We start from the raw sequence: 16,426 nt of genomic DNA on the forward strand, positions 1-16,426 counted from the left end.
GAGCTATGCGACAGCTTCTGCTTCAATGACAGGCACGATGACACTGGCATGATTGCCTTTTGGCCCCTGGTGGACATCAAACTGGACAGACTGTCCGGCTTTTAGCGTTCTGTAACCATCCATCTGAATGGTGGAATAATGGGCGAAAATATCTTCGCCGCCGCCTTCGGGGCAAATGAAACCAAACCCTTTGGCGTTGTTGAACCACTTAACAGTACCCGTTTCCATACTTCGACATCCTTCGTAAATCTTATATAAGTAAGATGGAATGAACCGGTGGCGGAGTGGGGGCTGTTCAAAACCTCGCCAACTCTCGAAACTACAATTTAGAGAAATCAGGCGGGGCGTCAAGCGCCAGGCAGACAGAATAGGGTAAAAATGCATCAAAATTTGAAGCAGTTAACGCTATTGTCGGTTATGTGACAGATGTCGCGGATGGCACTAATAGATGATAGTTATCTAATACTTGAGGTAGATTGATTGTGCGCATAGGCTGCTTGTCAGCGGCAAGATTTTCTGCCGGAAACCGTAACTGAAGATGACGACTGACAATGGGTAAGACGAACGACTGGCTGGATTTCGATCTGCTGGCGGAAGACAAATTGCGCGACGCGCTAAAACCGCCATCTATGTATAAAGTGATATTAGTCAATGATGATTACACTCCGATGGAGTTTGTTATTGACGTGTTACAAAAATTCTTTTCTTATGATGTAGAACGTGCAACGCAACTGATGCTTGCAGTTCACTATCAAGGCAAAGCGATTTGCGGCGTGTTTACTGCCGAAGTGGCTGAAACCAAAGTAGCGATGGTGAACAAATATGCGAGGGAGAACGAGCATCCGTTGCTGTGTACGCTGGAAAAAGCCTGAATGCAGGCATAAACATTGGGGGAGGTGCCTATGCTCAATCAAGAACTGGAACTCAGTTTAAACATGGCTTTCGCCAGAGCGCGCGAGCACCGACATGAGTTTATGACCGTCGAGCACTTGTTACTGGCGTTGCTCAGTAACCCGTCGGCCCGCGAAGCGCTGGAAGCGTGTTCTGTGGATCTGGTGGCGCTCCGTCAGGAACTCGAAGCCTTCATTGAACAGACCACACCTGTATTGCCTGCCAGTGAGGAAGAGCGCGACACGCAGCCGACGTTGAGTTTTCAACGTGTACTGCAACGTGCGGTCTTTCATGTTCAGTCCTCCGGACGCAATGAAGTTACCGGCGCAAATGTGCTGGTTGCTATCTTCAGCGAGCAGGAATCTCAGGCGGCTTATCTGCTGCGTAAGCATGAAGTAAGTCGTCTTGATGTGGTGAATTTTATCTCTCATGGCACGCGTAAAGATGAACCCAGCCAGTCTTCTGACTCTGGGAATCAGCCAAATAACGAAGAGCAAGCTGGCGGGGAGGACCGTATGGAGAACTTCACGACTAACCTTAACCAGCTTGCCCGAGTGGGCGGAATTGATCCGCTCATTGGCCGGGACAAAGAGCTGGAGCGCGCCATTCAGGTACTGTGCCGTCGCAGAAAAAACAACCCGCTGCTGGTGGGAGAGTCTGGTGTCGGTAAAACCGCCATTGCCGAAGGCCTCGCCTGGCGTATCGTCCAGGGTGATGTGCCTGAAATCATGGCTGATTGCACCCTTTACTCCCTGGATATCGGCTCGCTGTTGGCTGGCACCAAATATCGCGGTGATTTTGAGAAACGCTTTAAGGCGCTGCTGAAACAGCTGGAACAGGATACTAACAGCATTCTGTTTATCGATGAGATCCACACCATTATCGGTGCGGGTGCGGCATCGGGCGGCCAAGTGGATGCGGCTAACCTGATCAAGCCGCTGCTCTCCAGTGGTAAGATCCGTGTGATTGGCTCCACAACCTATCAGGAATTCAGCAATATCTTTGAAAAAGATCGTGCGTTAGCGCGCCGTTTCCAGAAAATCGATGTCACTGAGCCATCGGTAGAAGAGACCGTGCAGATAATCAATGGTCTGAAGCCGAAATACGAAGCGCACCATGACGTCCGCTATACCGCCAAAGCGGTGCGTGCAGCGGTCGAACTGGCGGTGAAATACATTAACGATCGTCATCTGCCGGATAAAGCGATTGACGTGATTGATGAAGCGGGCGCACGTGCGCGTCTGATGCCGGTCAGCAAGCGCAAGAAAACCGTCAACGTGGCGGATATTGAGTCCGTAGTGGCCCGCATTGCGCGGATCCCGGAGAAGAGCGTATCGCAGAGCGATCGCGACACGCTGAAAAACTTGGGCAACCGTCTGAAAATGCTGGTATTCGGACAGGATAAAGCCATTGAGGCGCTGACTGAAGCGATCAAAATGAGCCGTGCCGGTCTGGGACATGAGCATAAGCCGGTCGGTTCGTTCCTGTTTGCCGGACCAACTGGTGTCGGTAAGACCGAAGTCACGGTGCAGCTCTCCAAAGCCCTCGGCATTGAACTGCTGCGTTTTGATATGTCCGAGTATATGGAACGCCACACGGTCAGCCGTCTGATTGGTGCGCCTCCAGGATATGTCGGTTTTGACCAGGGCGGTTTGCTGACTGATGCTGTTATTAAGCATCCGCATGCGGTACTGCTGCTGGATGAAATCGAAAAAGCGCACCCGGATGTCTTTAACCTGTTGCTGCAGGTGATGGATAACGGCACGCTGACCGACAATAACGGGCGTAAAGCGGATTTCCGCAACGTGGTGCTGGTCATGACCACCAACGCTGGTGTACGTGAAACTGAGCGTAAATCGATTGGGTTGATTCATCAGGACAACAGTACTGATGCGATGGGCGAAATCAAAAAAGTGTTTACGCCGGAATTCCGTAACCGTCTCGACAACATTATCTGGTTCGATCATCTCTCTACCGAGGTGATTCATCAGGTTGTTGATAAGTTTATCGTCGAGCTTCAGGTTCAGCTGGATCAGAAAGGTGTCTCTCTTGAAGTGAGTCAGGAAGCACGTGACTGGCTGGCAGAGAAAGGCTATGACCGCGCAATGGGCGCACGTCCAATGACGCGTGTTGTCCAGGATAACCTGAAAAAACCATTGGCTAACGAACTGCTGTTCGGTTCGCTGGTGGATGGCGGTCAGGTGACCGTTGCGCTGGATAAAGAGAAAAATGAGCTGACCTATGGTTTCCAGAGTGCACAAAAGCACAAGCCAGAAGCAGCACATTAATCTTTAATCACCTAATTGAGCCGGGCGTAATGCCCGGTTTTTTTTCGCCTGAAAGTAAAGATTTGAATTGGGGAGATTCGGAGAGTTTAAACGGCAGGCAAAAAATAAGCCTGCGTAAGGGAGATTACGCAGGCTAAGGAGGTGGTTCCTGGTACAGCTAGCATTTATGGGTTATGTTTTTCAGCGGAGTGGATAATACCCTTAATGAACGAAACGGTATGTGATCGATTTCTAAGAATCTTCCGAACGCTGAAAAATAACCGTAATTAACTACTTAGCATGCGGGTTACGTGTGGACTCACTGGCAAAATTACGCATCAACAATGCATAATTCAGATCGATATCCTCTGGTACAGGCATCCACACGGTGTAACCATCGCCCGGCGCAACTGGCATGGCTTCGCCTTTCGCGTTTTCCATCTGCTCGAGAGTAAAGTTGATATTGCCTTGTGGGGTCATCAGCTCCAGGCTGTCGCCGACGGTGAATTTGTTTTTTACCAGCACGGCCGCCAGTTCACCTTTACGTTCGCCGGTGAATTCGCCGACAAACTGCTGACGCTCGGAAACAGAGAAGCCGTATTCGTAGTTTTGATAGTCGTCATGTGTATGGCGGCGCAGGAACCCTTCGGTGTAACCACGATGCGCCAGGCCTTCCAGCGTTTCCAGCAGTTGCGGGTCGAACGGTTTACCGGCTGCGGCATCATCAATGGCTTTACGATAGACCTGCGCGGTACGTGCACAGTAATAGTACGACTTGGTGCGGCCTTCGATCTTCAGGGAATGCACGCCCATCTGCGTCAGGCGCTCAACGTGGGCAATGGCACGCAAATCCTTCGAGTTCATGATGTAAGTGCCGTGTTCGTCTTCGAATGCGGTCATGTACTCACCCGGGCGCTGGGCTTCCTCAATCATAAAGACTTTGTCTGTTGGTGCGCCAATACCCAGCGTGGGTTCGACGTTTTGTACCGGGATAGGCTCGTACTTATGCACGATATTGCCCACTACATCTTCTTTCCCTTCCTGCACGTTGTATTCCCAGCGGCAGGCATTGGTACAGGTACCCTGGTTTGGGTCACGCTTGTTGATGTAGCCAGAGAGCAGGCAACGGCCGGAGTAAGCCATGCACAGCGCGCCGTGAACGAAGATCTCAAGCTCCATATCCGGCACCTGGGTGCGGATCTCTTCAATCTCTTCCAGCGACAGCTCACGGGAGAGGATCACGCGGGTCAGCCCCATCTGCTTCCAGAATTTCACCGTCGCCCAGTTTACGGCGTTAGCCTGTACCGAAAGGTGAATGTCCATGTCAGGGAAGTTTTCGCGCACCAGCATAATCAGACCAGGGTCTGACATGATCAGTGCATCCGGCCCCATTTCCACCACCGGTTTCAGATCACGAATGAAAGTCTTCAGCTTGGCATTATGTGGGGCAATGTTAACCACCACATAGAATTTTTTACCCAGTGCATGGGCTTCATTAATACCGAGCTGCAGGTTTTCGTGGTTGAATTCGTTGTTGCGTACGCGCAGTGAGTAACGCGGTTGGCCCGCATACACAGCGTCTGCGCCATAGGCGAAAGCGTAACGCATGTTTTTCAGCGTTCCCGCCGGGGAAAGGAGTTCCGGTTTAAACATAATTTTCTCGTTCTGATGACAGGTCAGACTCGCCTCATTCAATGAGGCGGTTAGGGGAGTGCCCCCATATTAAGGGCGGGCATTGTAGCGCTGCAGGGAAGGCAGGTAAAGAAAAACGCCGGGCGACAGCGTTACGTTACCCGGCTGAGCGAGTACTTATCAGGTCTTATCTTTTATCGTCTGACTGACACCATTGGTCTTAACCGAAGTAATACCGGTCTCGCGTGACTGTTCATTCGCATACAGTTGACTGCTACCAATAATCTGGTGGTTTGCAGCTTTCAGGTTGAAATGTAATTTTCCATTAGCCGCTGTTTTTTTCTCATAACGCTCATCCAGAGGGCTGTTAGCCTGGACAGATGCGATCCCTTTTTCCGCAGCGCCTTTGGTAGTGTAAAGCTCGCTGGTAAGGATTATTTCCCCGTTCCCAGCTTTAAGAACAAAGCGGTACTGATCATCGCTACTTTTACTTAATTCAAACCAACCAGCCATATGAACTCCTTGATTAAAAGTTTTAGATCAAACAGTTATTGACGACAGTGTTGTCAGAAAGAGTATGAGCGATATTTGGAGAGTTGCTAGTCACCAGGGCCCCATGGAGCAGCGGGCCCTGAAGGGCAGGAGTGTTTAAGCAATTCGGCAGGCGTCGGCTTCCCAGCGATACCCCACGCCATAGACCGCGCGGATAAACGACTGCTCAGCATCCAGCGACTCCAGCTTGCGTCGCAGGTTCTTAATGTGGCTGTCGATGGTGCGGTCGGTAACGACGCGATAATCGTCATAGAGATGGTTAAGTAATTGTTCTCGGGAGAATACTTTTCCCGGCTCATGTGACAACGTTTTAAGTAAGCGGAATTCGGCGGGCGTTAAATCGAGCATCTTCCCACGCCAGGAGGCCTGAAAACGGCCTTCATCGACGATAAGCGGGCTTTCTGCATCCATTTGTTGTAGTTCGCGCTGCGGTTTGCATCGGCGCAGGATCGTTTTAACACGCGCGACGACTTCGCGCGGGCTGTACGGTTTACAAATATAATCATCTGCACCGATCTCCAGCCCCAGCAGGCGATCAATCTCTTCGATTTTAGCGGTTACCATCATGATGGGGACTTCTGAGAAGCGGCGGATTTCCCGACACAGGGTCAGACCATCGGTACCGGGCAGCATCAGATCCAACAAGATCAGATCGGGCGGTGTTTGGCGCACGTAAGGCAGAACCAGGTCGCCGTGGCTGATGAGCGTAGGAGCGTAGCTCGCTGCCCGCAGGTAGTCGATGAGCAGTTGCCCCAGCTTGGGTTCGTCTTCCACGATCAGAATACGCGGCGTGTTTTCATCAATGGGTAACTCAGTCATACATCTCTCTGTAAATCGCGTTCCAGCGGTAACTCTACTGTAATGCTAACCCCACCAAAAGGCGAATGGGCGGCGCGGATCAGACCATTATGCGCTTGTACGATATTGACGCAAATCGCCAGCCCCAGTCCGGAACCTCCGCTGGCGCGGTTACGCGAGCCTTCGGTGCGATAAAATCGTTCAAACAGCTTCTGTAACTGCTCGTCACTTACGCCGGGAGCGGAATCTGCGAAGGTTAATAACACCATACGTTCGCGTTGTTCGGCGCTGATGTGCAGCCCGCCACCGCTGTCGGTATAACGCAGACTGTTTTCCAGCAGATTGTTGAACAACTGCATCAGACGATCCCTGTCGCCAAATACCGTCATGCTGTCCGGGAGCGAGAGTTGAAGCGTTAGTCCACGACTGGCAAAGCGTTCACGAAATGCGCCGCTTGCCACCTCAAGCAGCGGGATAAGATCCAGCGATGATTTCTGATAGGCCAGCGCACCTTCATCTGACATGGAGAGCTGATGAAGGTCGTCAACCAGTTTGGTGAGCGTACCCACTTCAGCCTGCAAAGAGGCAACGGAGTCGGGCGTGAACTGGCGGACACCATCCTGAATGGCCTCCAGTTCACCGCGCAACACCGCCAACGGCGTGCGCAGTTCGTGAGAAATGTCGGCCATAAAGTCACGACGCATCTGCTGGTTTTTTTCCAACGTACTGGCGAGCTGGTTGAAGTCCTGCGCCAGCTTGCCTAGCTCATCCGTACTGGTTGGCGTAACGCGAGTGGTGAAATCGCCCGCCGCCAGTTTGTGCGTGCCTTCTACCAACCGTTTAACCGGGGCCAGCAGGCTGCGCGCCAGCGTAAACGTTGCCAGTGCTGCCAGGATCGTGGAGAGCGCGACGATAAGCCAGCTGGAACGTCTTTGCTGCATGTCGAAATTGATATCGGTATTACGCGTTAAACGCTCCACCGGAGAGGCAATCACAGCACCCACTTCGCTACCGTTGACGCGGATGGGATGGCGCATACCGTCGCGGGGGACAGGAGCCCGCGGGCCGACCAGTACGTGGGCATTTTGATCGACAACCCAAAACTGTGTACGCCAGCCGTGTGGCGGCATGCCTGGACCCGGTTTATCATCGTCGTTGTCGTGTTCAAAAGAGCGCAGGATCTGGAAAACAAAACGATCGTTATTGCGTAAGAATCGCCAGTTGCCGTGCTGCGCGTACTGCTCGCTTAACGCGTCGCTGAGCATTTGCAGCCGCTGTTCGTTACCGTGCTTAATATAGTCGATAAAACCGCGTTCGAAGCTTATGCGTACGGCCCAGTGCATGCTGATCAGCAACACAATGCAGGTGGCGAAAATCGCCAGAAACAGTTTGCCGGTGATACCGGGCCGCCAGAACTTCATCAGGTGCTCCTTTTGCGTCGTGAAATCACCGCATTGGTTTGCGTGTCGTTCGGCACGCGGGCAAAAATAATGGCGGGCAGCGCAATAATGAATGCAATGCACAACCAGGTATACATAAAGACGCTATGCGTACTACCGCTGTCGATGGCGATATGCTGCTGGCCAAACATGCCTAACAGCAGACCCGCGATGGTCACCCCGATACTCATCGACAGCTGCATGATCATCGACAGCAAGCTGTTGCCGCTGCTGGCGAGATCGTCAGGCAGATCTTTTAACGTCAGGGTATTCATGGATGAAAAGCGCGTTGAGTTGACCATTCCCTGTAAAAACAGCACGAAGGGCAGGGCGTAATACCAGCCCAGCAGTGCCGTGGTCATTAGCAACAGACTGACCAGCGACAGGCCAAGCGTGGTGGTAATCAGTACGCGACGGTAACCAAAGCGGTTAACGACCTGCACCACAATGCGCTTCATGCCCATACTGCCCAGCACCATCGGGATCATCATCAGTCCGGCATGAAACGGTGAAAAACCGAGGCCAATCTGTAAAAACACCGGCCGCATCGGCAGCATACCGCTGCCGATGCGGCCGGCAAAACTGCCGAACAGACCTAGCGAGAAGGTCGATGTGCGAAACAGATTCAGGCTAAACAGCGCGCGGGGATTTCGATGGGCGTGTTTCAGATACAGCGCAATAGCCAGCACCCCGCAGATAACCAACGCCGCCAGCGTGATACTGGAGAGGCCTGTTCCTTTGCTGCCATCGAGCGCCAGCGTCAGAACCGCCATACCGACCGCCAGCATCGCGAATCCGGAGAGGTCGAAGCGTCGGGTTTGCATGGTGTAGTTGGGCATCAGCATTAACGTCGCTATCGCGCCGACAATGCCTACCGGAATGTTAATCAAAAAGATCCAGTGCCAGGAGGCGTATTCAACCAGAATTCCGCCTAACGCTGGGCCCAGCAGCGGGCCGATTTGACCGGGTAAAGTGACAAACGTCATCGCCGCCATATATTGCTCACGCGGGACGATTTTCATCACCGTCAGCCTACCGACTGGCACCATCATCGCACCGCCAACGCCTTGTAAGACGCGCGCCATCACCAGCTCGTTGAGCGTGCTGGACCCGGCGCAAAACAGCGAACCAAGCGTAAACAGGATGATGGCGGTGAAGAAGATATTACGCACGCCAACTTTGTCCGCCAGCCATCCGCTGGCGGGCAGCATCACGGCAACGGTTAAAACATATGACACAATGACCATATGCATGTGTAACGGGCTTTCCCCGAGGCTTGCCGCCATCGAGGGAAGCGCGGTATTAACGATGGTGGTATCCAGCGACTGCATAAAAAAACCAAATGCCACAATCCAAAGTTGCCAGCGGGTGCTGTCGGGAAGTTCTGTCATAACTCTGCTACCGGTTTGCTGTTTTTACGCGAAAAACGCAGACGCAGACGGTCGAAAAAGAGATAGACCACAGGCGTGGTGTACAGCGTCAGGAGCTGGCTCACGACCAGTCCACCGACAATGGTTATCCCCAACGGCTGGCGCAGCTCAGAGCCATCCCCTGCGGATAACACCAACGGCAGTGCGCCAAACAACGCCGCCAGCGTGGTCATCATTATTGGGCGAAAGCGCAACAGGCAGGCCTGGAAAATAGCTTCTTCCGGCTGCAGCTTACCGTTTCTCTGCGCTTCCAGCGCAAAATCGACCATCATGATGGCGTTTTTCTTCACAATTCCAATTAATAGCATGATCCCTATCAGGGCGATTAGGCTGAATGGGGCATTGAACAGCTCCAGCGCCAGCAAAGCCCCGACCCCTGCCGAAGGTAGCGTGGAGAGAATGGTCAGCGGATGTACATAGCTTTCATACAGCATACCCAGCACGATATAGACGGTGGCGATGGCGGCGATAATCAGGATCACCTGCGAGTTCATCGTGTCCTGAAATACCTGGGCGGTACCGGCAAAGCTGCCACGAACCGTGGAGGGGACGCCTAGCTGGGTCATGGTTCTGTTGATGGCCTCTGTCGCTTCTGACAGTGAAGAACCTGTCGGCAGGTTAAACGACACGGTTGAGGCGGCAGATAATCCCTGATGGTTTACCGACAGTGGCGCATTCGCTGGCTGCCATTTGGCAAAGTACGATAACGGGATCGCCTTACCTTCATTGTTGATGACGAACATTTTGTCCAGCGCGCTGATGTCCTGGGTGTAACGTCGATCGACCTCCATCACCACTTTGTACTGGTTCATCGGCTGATAGATGGTTGAAATTTGTCGCTGACCAAAGGCGTTATTCAGCAGGCTGTTGGCGGCCGCCACGTCGATCCCAAGACGAGACATGGTGTCGCGATCGTAAATCAGATTCATCTCCGCGCCATTGTCCTGCTGATCGGAGTTGACGTCCGCCAGTTGGGGCAGGGCGGCAAGCGCCTTACGGATCTTCGGTTCCCACTCACGCAGCGCCGCCAGATCGTCGGACAGTAATGTGTATTGATAGCTGGCGTTGGCCTGCCGTCCGCCAACGCGGATGTCCTGCACCGCCATCAGAAACAGATTCGCACCTGGTTCTTTTGAAAGCGCAACGCGTAGGCGGTCGATCACCTGCTGAGCGGTTTCACGGCGCTCATCGCGTGGCTTGAGGGTAATAAACATCATCCCGCTGTTAACCCGTGACCCACCGGTAAAGCCGGTGACATTGTTCACCGCGGGATCGTCGCGGATGATCTTCATAAAATCCTGCAGTTTACCGCGCATCGCCTGGAAAGAGATGCTCTGGTCAGCCTGGATCCCTCCCATCAATACGCCCGTATCCTGCTCCGGGAAGAAGGTTTTGGGGATGGAAATATAAAGCCAGATATTCAGCGCAATGGTGCCGAGTAATACCACGCCCACCAGTCGCGTGTGGCGCAGTACCCATTTAAGTGAAGTGCCGTAGCTTTGCTGCAGCGCTACCAGCATGCGACCAAATCCCCGTTTACGCGACTGTTCACGCGGGGCGCTGGATTTAAGCATCCAGCCGCACATCATTGGCGTTAATGTCAGCGACACCAGCAGCGAGATACCGATGGCAACCGACAGCGTGACGGCAAATTCGCGCAGCAGGCGTCCAGGCAATCCGCCCATTAACAGCAGCGGCAGGAATACCGCCACCAGCGACAGGCTCATGGAAAGCACGGTGAATCCCACTTCGCGCGTACCCTGTAACGCCGCCTGGAGTGGCTTCATTCCCGCTTCCAGGTGGCGGGCAATATTTTCCAGCACCACGATGGCGTCATCTACGACAAATCCCGTGGCAATGGTTAACGCCATCAACGACAGGTTGTTCAGGCTGAATCCGCACAGATACATGGCGGCAAAGGTACCGATCAGCGAGACCGGAACCGCTACCGCGGGGATCAGAGTCGCACGCCCGGATCGCAGGAAAACAAAGACCACCAGGATAACCAGCGCCACGGAGATAATCAGCGTCTGTTCGACTTCCTCTAGTGAAGCGCGAATGGTCGGTGAACGGTCCTGGGCGATTTGCAGATCGATGGCGGCCGGGACCAGCGTTTGTAACTCCGGTAATTTGGCGCGAATGCTATCTACCGTCTGAATAATATTGGCTTCCGGTAGCTTGCGGATCATCAGCAGAATGGCCGGTTTGGCGTTGGTCATCCCCGCGTTACGAACGTCCTGTACAGAGTCGGTTATAGACGCAACATCACCCAGTCGCACCGCTGCGCCGTTGTTATAGTGGATGATAATAGGTTGATATTCGGCGGCGGTTTTCAGCTCATCGTTAGTTTGTACCTGCCAGCGATGGGTATCATTCTCGATAGCGCCCTGCGGCTTACGCACGTTGGCATTGTCGATCGCGCTACGCACGTCGTCCAGCGACACGCCCTGGTTAAACAGCGCCTGCGGGTTGAGTCCTACCCGCACGGCAGGCAGAGAACTGCCTCCAACGTCCACGTCGCCCACACCGTCGATTTGCGCGATGGTCTGCGCCAGTTGTGTTGATGCGAAATCGTACAGTTCACCCTGCGAGTAAGTGTCCGACGTCAGCGTCAGGATCATGATTGGCGCATCGGAAGGGTTAGCTTTGCGATACGTTGGTCGGCTCGGCATCCCGCTGGGCAGCAGGCTTTGCGCGGCGTTAATCGCGGCCTGAACGTCCCGCGCCGCGCCATTGATGTCACGGTCGAATTTGAATTCGAGAATAATACGCGTACTGCCAAGCGAACTACTCGAAGTCATTTCGTTTACGCCCGCGATGCGGCCCAGCGAGCGCTCCAGCGGAGTTGCGACCGAAGACGCCATCGTTTCAGGGGAGGCACCGGGTAATGATGCGCTGACCATAATCACCGGAAAATCCACCTGCGGCAGCGGAGCGACCGGCAGCAGACGAAAGCCCAGAATACCGCACAGGGTGATAGCCACCGAAATGAGAATGGTCGCCACCGGCCGATGAATGAAAAGCGCGAAAAATTTCATTTACGCTTCCTCTTCCTGACGCGGGAAGCGGCTTTTCACATACAGCGACAGACGGTCAAACAGCAGATAAATTACCGGGGTGGTAAACAGGGTTAATACCTGACTCACAAGCAGTCCACCGACCATGCCAATGCCTAACGGACGGCGTAACTCTGCGCCCACACCGGTACTTAACATCAGCGGCAACGCGCCGAGCAGTGCCGCCAGCGTAGTCATCAGAATTGGGCGGAAACGCAGCAGACAGGCCTGGAAAATAGCATCGCGCGGCGCCATGCCTTGTTCGCGCTCCGCGGCAAGGGCAAAGTCGATCATCATGATGGCGTTTTTCTTGACGATACCGATGAGCAAAATAATGCCAATAATCGCGATGACGTCCAGTTCGCTGCCGGCAATCATTAACGCCAGCAGTGCCCCGACGCCCGCCGTCGGCAGCGTGGAGAGAATAGTAATTGGGTGAATAAAGCTCTCATACAGCACGCCGAGGACGATATACATCGCGACAACCGCAGCCACAATCAACCAGATGGTATTTCCCAGCGCGGCCTGGAAGGCGAGCGTGCTACCCTGGAACTGGGTCGTAATATTTGCGGGCAGGTTAAGCGTTTTTTCGGCGTCCAGAATCGCCTGTACCGCATCACCCAGCGAATGTTCGTCTGGCACGTTGAACGAGATGGTGGTGACCGGGAACTGATCGAGGTGGTTAATCGACAGCGGGGCAAAACGCTGTTCAATACTGGCGATCGCGCTGAGCGGTACTATGCCACCGTCGCTACTGGTCAGACGTATTGTATCCAGTGCCGCAAGCCCCGGCGTATTGTTGGTGTTATGTTCTAACACCACGCGATATTGATTTGCCTGGGTGTAAATAGTCGAAATCAAACGCTGGCCGAAGGCGTTGTACAGGGCGTTGTCGACATCTGACATGCTGATGCCCAAACGGCTTGCACTGTCGCGATTGACGTTCACATACGCTACCAGCCCTTTGTCCTGCCAGTCGCTGCTGACGTCGGACAGCTGCGGTAGCTGATTTAGTTTTGCTATCAGCTGTGGAACCCAGGTGCTGAGGGCATCAAGGGATGTCGCTTGCAGCGTGAATTGATATTGCGTCCGGCTCACCTGAGTATCAATCGTCAGATCCTGAGTAGGCTGAAGATAAAGGTCAACTCCGGGAACCCTGTCAACCGCGTCCTGTAAGCGCGCAATCACTTTCTGCACCCGATCGTCACGTTCATCCAGTGGTTTAAGGTTGATTTGCAAACGCGCGCTGTTCAATGCCGGATTAGTACCATCCACGCCGACAAAAGCGGTCAGGCTCTCTACCGCCGGATCTTTAAGGATGACATCTGAAACCTGACGCTGGCGCTCGGCCATGCTGGCGAATGAGCTGGACTGCGGTGCCTGTAGCGTACCCTGGATAATGCCGTTGTCCTGGATTGGGAAGAAACCTTTGGGGATAAAAACCCATAGCATGACGCTCAATGCCAACGTGCCGAGCGCTACGCTCAGCGTCAGCCACGGGTGGTTAAGTACTTTTGCCAGCCAATGACCGTACCCGGCTATGACGCGATCAAACACTCGCTCTGAGGCGCGGGAGAAGCGATTCTGCTTACGCAATGAGGCCTGATTCAGCATACGCGCGCACATCATCGGCGTAAGAGTGAGCGAGACAACGGCGGAAATCAGAATCGCCACCGCCAGCGTAACGGCGAATTCACGGAACAAACGCCCGACGATATCGCCCATGAATAGCAGTGGGATCAATACCGCAATCAATGAAAACGTCAGAGAGATGATGGTAAAACCAATCTCGCCCGCGCCCTTCAGGGCAGCAGTCAGCGGTTTTTCGCCTTTTTCGATATAGCGTGAAATATTCTCGATAACCACGATAGCGTCATCCACAACAAAGCCTGTCGCGATGGTTAGCGCCATTAAGGTCAGGTTGTTGATGGAGAAATCAAGAAATACCATCACCGCGAAGGTGCCGATTAACGACAACGGTACGGCGACTGCAGGAATAATCGTCGCCGGAACATTGCGCAGAAACAGGTAGATAATCATCACCACCAGCGCTATCGCCAGCATCAACTCGAACTGGGTGTCTGCAACAGAGGCACGAATATTGGTGGTGCGATCGGAAAGTACGCTGACCTTAACCGATTTGGGCAGGCTTTCGGTGAGCTGTGGCAGCATCTGGCGGATACTGTCTGCCGTGGCGATGATGTTCGCCCCAGGCTGGCGCTGCACATTCATCACTATAGCTTGTTGCTTATTTGCCCATGCACCCAGCCAGCTGTTTTCTGCTCCTTGTTCGACGGTAGCGACATCGCCCAGGCGAACCGGTGCACCGTTTTTATAGGCAATAATGAGCTGACGATATTCATCTGCGGACTGCATCTGGTCGTTAGCTGAAAGGGTAATGGCGCGCGTTGGGCCATCAAGACTCCCTTTTGCTGAATTGACGTTGGCACTGGTAATGGCCGTACGGATGGTTTCGCTGGTCAGACCGAGTGCGGCAATGGCCTGAGCGTTAAGTTTCACGCGGACCGCCGGACGTTGCCCACCGGAAAGTGTTACCAGACCCACGCCGGATACCTGAGAGATTTTCTGCGCGACGCGGGTTTCGACCATATCTTCCACCTGCGTCATCGGCATGGCGCTGGAAGTGACCGCCAGCGTCATGATCGGCGGATCTGCCGGGTTTACCTTGCTGTAGACCGGAGGGTTAGGTAGATCGCTAGGTAATAAATTGGTGGCGGCGTTAATCGCGGCCTGAACTTCTTGCTCGGCAACATCCAGCGGGAGCGTCAGTTGAAACTGTAACGTAACGACCGATGCGCCACCGGAGCTTTGTGATGACATCTGTTTTAAGCCAGACATCTGGCCAAACTGACGTTCAAGCGGCGCGGTTACCGCCGAGGTCATAACGTCCGGGCTGGCGCCAGGGTAGAGCGTCACGACCTGAATCGTGGGGTAATCCACTTCAGGTAAGGCGGCGATTGGCAGAAAGCGATAACCGATAATACCGGCAAGCAAAATCGCGACCATCAGCAGCGTAGTGGCGACGGGGCGCAGAATGAACAGGCGCGATGGTCCGCCTGTGTTGTCCGGAGGTAACACCTGCATCAGGAGTTGGCTCCTTTTTTGCCGTATCCGCGTGGCGCTGTTTTCTCATCGGAAACAGAGGCGTCGTGCGCCTCAACGACTTCGACTTTTGCGCCTTCCGTCAGACGGTCAATACCGTCAGTCACGACCCGATCGCCTGCGGACAACCCAGCGGCGATCACCACTTTTTGGCTGTCCTGAATACCCGGTTTAACCAGATGCTTACTCACTTTGTTGTCGCTATTCAGTACCCAGACAAAGTGCCCTTCGTTGCCCATCTGCAGGGCTGCTGTTGGGATCACAACGGCATTTTGCTGTGTGTCGACCAGCATGCGGGCGTTGACGAACTGGTTAGGGAATAACGCATCATCCTGATTGTTAAAACGGGCTTTAACTTTGATGGTTCCTGTAGTGGCATCAATCTGATTGTCGAGACTGAGCAGGACGCCTTCACTCAGTTTTTGTGAATTGGTTCGGTCCCAGGCTTCGACCTTCACCTGGCTCCCCGATTTTTGTGCCTGCAACACGGTAGCAATGTCGTTTTCAGGCAAAGTAAATATCAGGTCGATGGGATGAGTTTGCGTAATGACGACGATCCCGGTGGTATCGCCGCTGGAAATTTGGTTACCGACATCGACCTGCTTCAGGCCGACACGACCATCGACAGGTGCGGTTATCCGACTCCAGTCGAGCTGCAACTGAGCGCTGGCGACACTGGCTTCATCCGCTTTGATTGTGCCTAACGTCTCATTGACCAGCGCCTGCTGGGCATCCAGCTCCTGGCGGGAGACCAGATTGGTTTTAACCAACTGTTGATAGCGGGCAAGATCGCGACGGGCATTCGCCAGCGTGGCTTTATCTTTTGCCAGTTGTCCCTGCGCCTGAGCCAGAGCGACTTTGAACTGGCTGGGATCTATCTCTGCCAGCAGGTCGCCGGCTTTTACCTGTTGTCCTTCCTCAAAGTGTAAGGCAATGAGCTGACCGTCCACCCGGCTACGTACCGTGGCGGTATTGGCGGCAGTAATGGTACCCAGCCCTGTCAGGTAACGTGGAACGGCTTCCTCGGTGGCGGTGGCAGCCTGCACGGGAGCCAACGGTCCGGAGCGCATTCCACGGCGTGCCGACCCAGGCGTGTGCTGCGCTGGTTTGGTAGCGCCCGGTGCGGTTTCCTGGGAAGCGCTGTGGCTTTGCCAGAACCAGATGGCGGCGACGGCGGCCACGACGATCACGATTGCTATCACCCAGCGGGATTTATTACTGCCTTTCATTGTTATGAG

General features: G+C 53.9%; 11 protein-coding genes. 2 read left to right on the forward strand and 9 right to left on the reverse strand.

Going from position 1 to position 16,426, the window contains the following annotated elements; translation table 11 throughout:
* Window positions 1-3 precede the first annotated feature (3 nt).
* Entirely contained in the window at window positions 4-228 is a 225-nt protein-coding gene (gene cspD, locus GUC46_RS08625) for a cold shock-like protein CspD (protein WP_003036813.1), read from the reverse strand.
* Window positions 229-551: 323 nt separating this feature from the next.
* On the opposite strand from cspD, the gene clpS reads away from it, so the two are divergent.
* Together clpS and clpA are read left to right on the forward strand one after the other, a co-directional pair.
* Window positions 552-872, forward strand: coding sequence for an ATP-dependent Clp protease adapter ClpS (gene clpS, locus GUC46_RS08630; protein ID WP_003036810.1), 321 nt, complete (start codon window positions 552-554; stop codon window positions 870-872).
* Window positions 873-902: 30 nt separating this feature from the next.
* The gene (clpA, locus tag GUC46_RS08635; RefSeq protein WP_003036804.1) at window positions 903-3,179 is read left to right on the forward strand and encodes an ATP-dependent Clp protease ATP-binding subunit ClpA; all 2,277 of its coding nucleotides are present in this window, start codon (window positions 903-905) and stop codon (window positions 3,177-3,179) included.
* Window positions 3,180-3,449: 270 nt separating this feature from the next.
* On the opposite strand, the gene yegQ is transcribed toward clpA, so the two are convergent.
* From yegQ to GUC46_RS08675, 8 genes are all read right to left on the reverse strand, one after another.
* Complete coding sequence (gene yegQ, locus GUC46_RS08640; RefSeq protein WP_130714518.1) at window positions 3,450-4,811, reverse strand: tRNA 5-hydroxyuridine modification protein YegQ; 1,362 nt, start codon at window positions 4,809-4,811, stop codon at window positions 3,450-3,452.
* 159 nt (window positions 4,812-4,970) lie between these two features.
* Window positions 4,971-5,303 (reverse strand): YegP family protein, encoded by a 333-nt coding sequence (locus GUC46_RS08645; protein ID WP_003841759.1) that lies wholly within the window; start codon window positions 5,301-5,303, stop codon window positions 4,971-4,973.
* A gap of 135 nt (window positions 5,304-5,438) precedes the next feature.
* On the reverse strand, window positions 5,439-6,161 hold the full coding sequence (gene baeR, locus GUC46_RS08650) for a two-component system response regulator BaeR (protein WP_003036797.1): 723 nt from the start codon (window positions 6,159-6,161) through the stop codon (window positions 5,439-5,441).
* A complete protein-coding gene (gene baeS, locus GUC46_RS08655; RefSeq protein WP_003841761.1) occupies window positions 6,158-7,561 on the reverse strand; it encodes a two-component system sensor histidine kinase BaeS in 1,404 nt (467 codons plus the stop codon). The genes baeR and baeS overlap by 4 nt, the downstream gene beginning before the upstream one ends.
* Complete coding sequence (locus GUC46_RS08660; protein WP_160180103.1) at window positions 7,561-8,970, reverse strand: MFS transporter; 1,410 nt, start codon at window positions 8,968-8,970, stop codon at window positions 7,561-7,563. The genes baeS and GUC46_RS08660 overlap by 1 nt, the downstream gene beginning before the upstream one ends.
* Window positions 8,967-12,047 carry a multidrug efflux RND transporter permease subunit MdtC gene (gene mdtC / locus GUC46_RS08665; protein ID WP_139935557.1) on the reverse strand — a complete coding sequence of 1,027 codons (3,081 nt, stop codon included), beginning with the start codon at window positions 12,045-12,047 and terminating at the stop codon, window positions 8,967-8,969. Before mdtC ends, GUC46_RS08660 begins: the two co-directional genes overlap by 4 nt.
* Window positions 12,048-15,170 carry an MdtB/MuxB family multidrug efflux RND transporter permease subunit gene (locus GUC46_RS08670; protein WP_130714520.1) on the reverse strand — a complete coding sequence of 1,041 codons (3,123 nt, stop codon included), beginning with the start codon at window positions 15,168-15,170 and terminating at the stop codon, window positions 12,048-12,050.
* Window positions 15,170-16,417, reverse strand: a complete 1,248-nt coding sequence (locus GUC46_RS08675; protein ID WP_044711353.1) for an MdtA/MuxA family multidrug efflux RND transporter periplasmic adaptor subunit — start codon at window positions 16,415-16,417, stop codon at window positions 15,170-15,172. Before GUC46_RS08675 ends, GUC46_RS08670 begins: the two co-directional genes overlap by 1 nt.
* Between the last annotated feature and the right edge of the window lie 9 nt (window positions 16,418-16,426).

The sequence above is a fragment of the Citrobacter sp. LUTT5 genome, from assembly GCF_009905315.1.
In the GTDB taxonomy this organism is placed as follows: Bacteria; Pseudomonadota; Gammaproteobacteria; order Enterobacterales; family Enterobacteriaceae; genus Citrobacter; species Citrobacter freundii.

Bases quoted from the DNA above. Each gene is read 5' to 3' on its own strand.
- GUC46_RS08675 (WP_044711353.1), bottom strand. From the start codon at position 16,417: ATGAAAGGCAGTAATAAATCCCGCTGGGTGATAGCAATCGTGATCGTC.
- clpA (WP_003036804.1), top strand. From the start codon at position 903: ATGCTCAATCAAGAACTGGAACTCAGTTTAAACATGGCTTTCGCCAGA.
- baeS (WP_003841761.1), bottom strand. From the start codon at position 7,561: ATGAAGTTCTGGCGGCCCGGTATCACCGGCAAACTGTTTCTGGCGATT.
- GUC46_RS08670 (WP_130714520.1), bottom strand. From the start codon at position 15,170: ATGCAGGTGTTACCTCCGGACAACACAGGCGGACCATCGCGCCTGTTC.
- cspD (WP_003036813.1), bottom strand. From the start codon at position 228: ATGGAAACGGGTACTGTTAAGTGGTTCAACAACGCCAAAGGGTTTGGT.
- GUC46_RS08660 (WP_160180103.1), bottom strand. From the start codon at position 8,970: ATGACAGAACTTCCCGACAGCACCCGCTGGCAACTTTGGATTGTGGCA.
- GUC46_RS08645 (WP_003841759.1), bottom strand. From the start codon at position 5,303: ATGGCTGGTTGGTTTGAATTAAGTAAAAGTAGCGATGATCAGTACCGC.
- baeR (WP_003036797.1), bottom strand. From the start codon at position 6,161: ATGACTGAGTTACCCATTGATGAAAACACGCCGCGTATTCTGATCGTG.
- yegQ (WP_130714518.1), bottom strand. From the start codon at position 4,811: ATGTTTAAACCGGAACTCCTTTCCCCGGCGGGAACGCTGAAAAACATG.
- mdtC (WP_139935557.1), bottom strand. From the start codon at position 12,047: ATGAAATTTTTCGCGCTTTTCATTCATCGGCCGGTGGCGACCATTCTC.
- clpS (WP_003036810.1), top strand. From the start codon at position 552: ATGGGTAAGACGAACGACTGGCTGGATTTCGATCTGCTGGCGGAAGAC.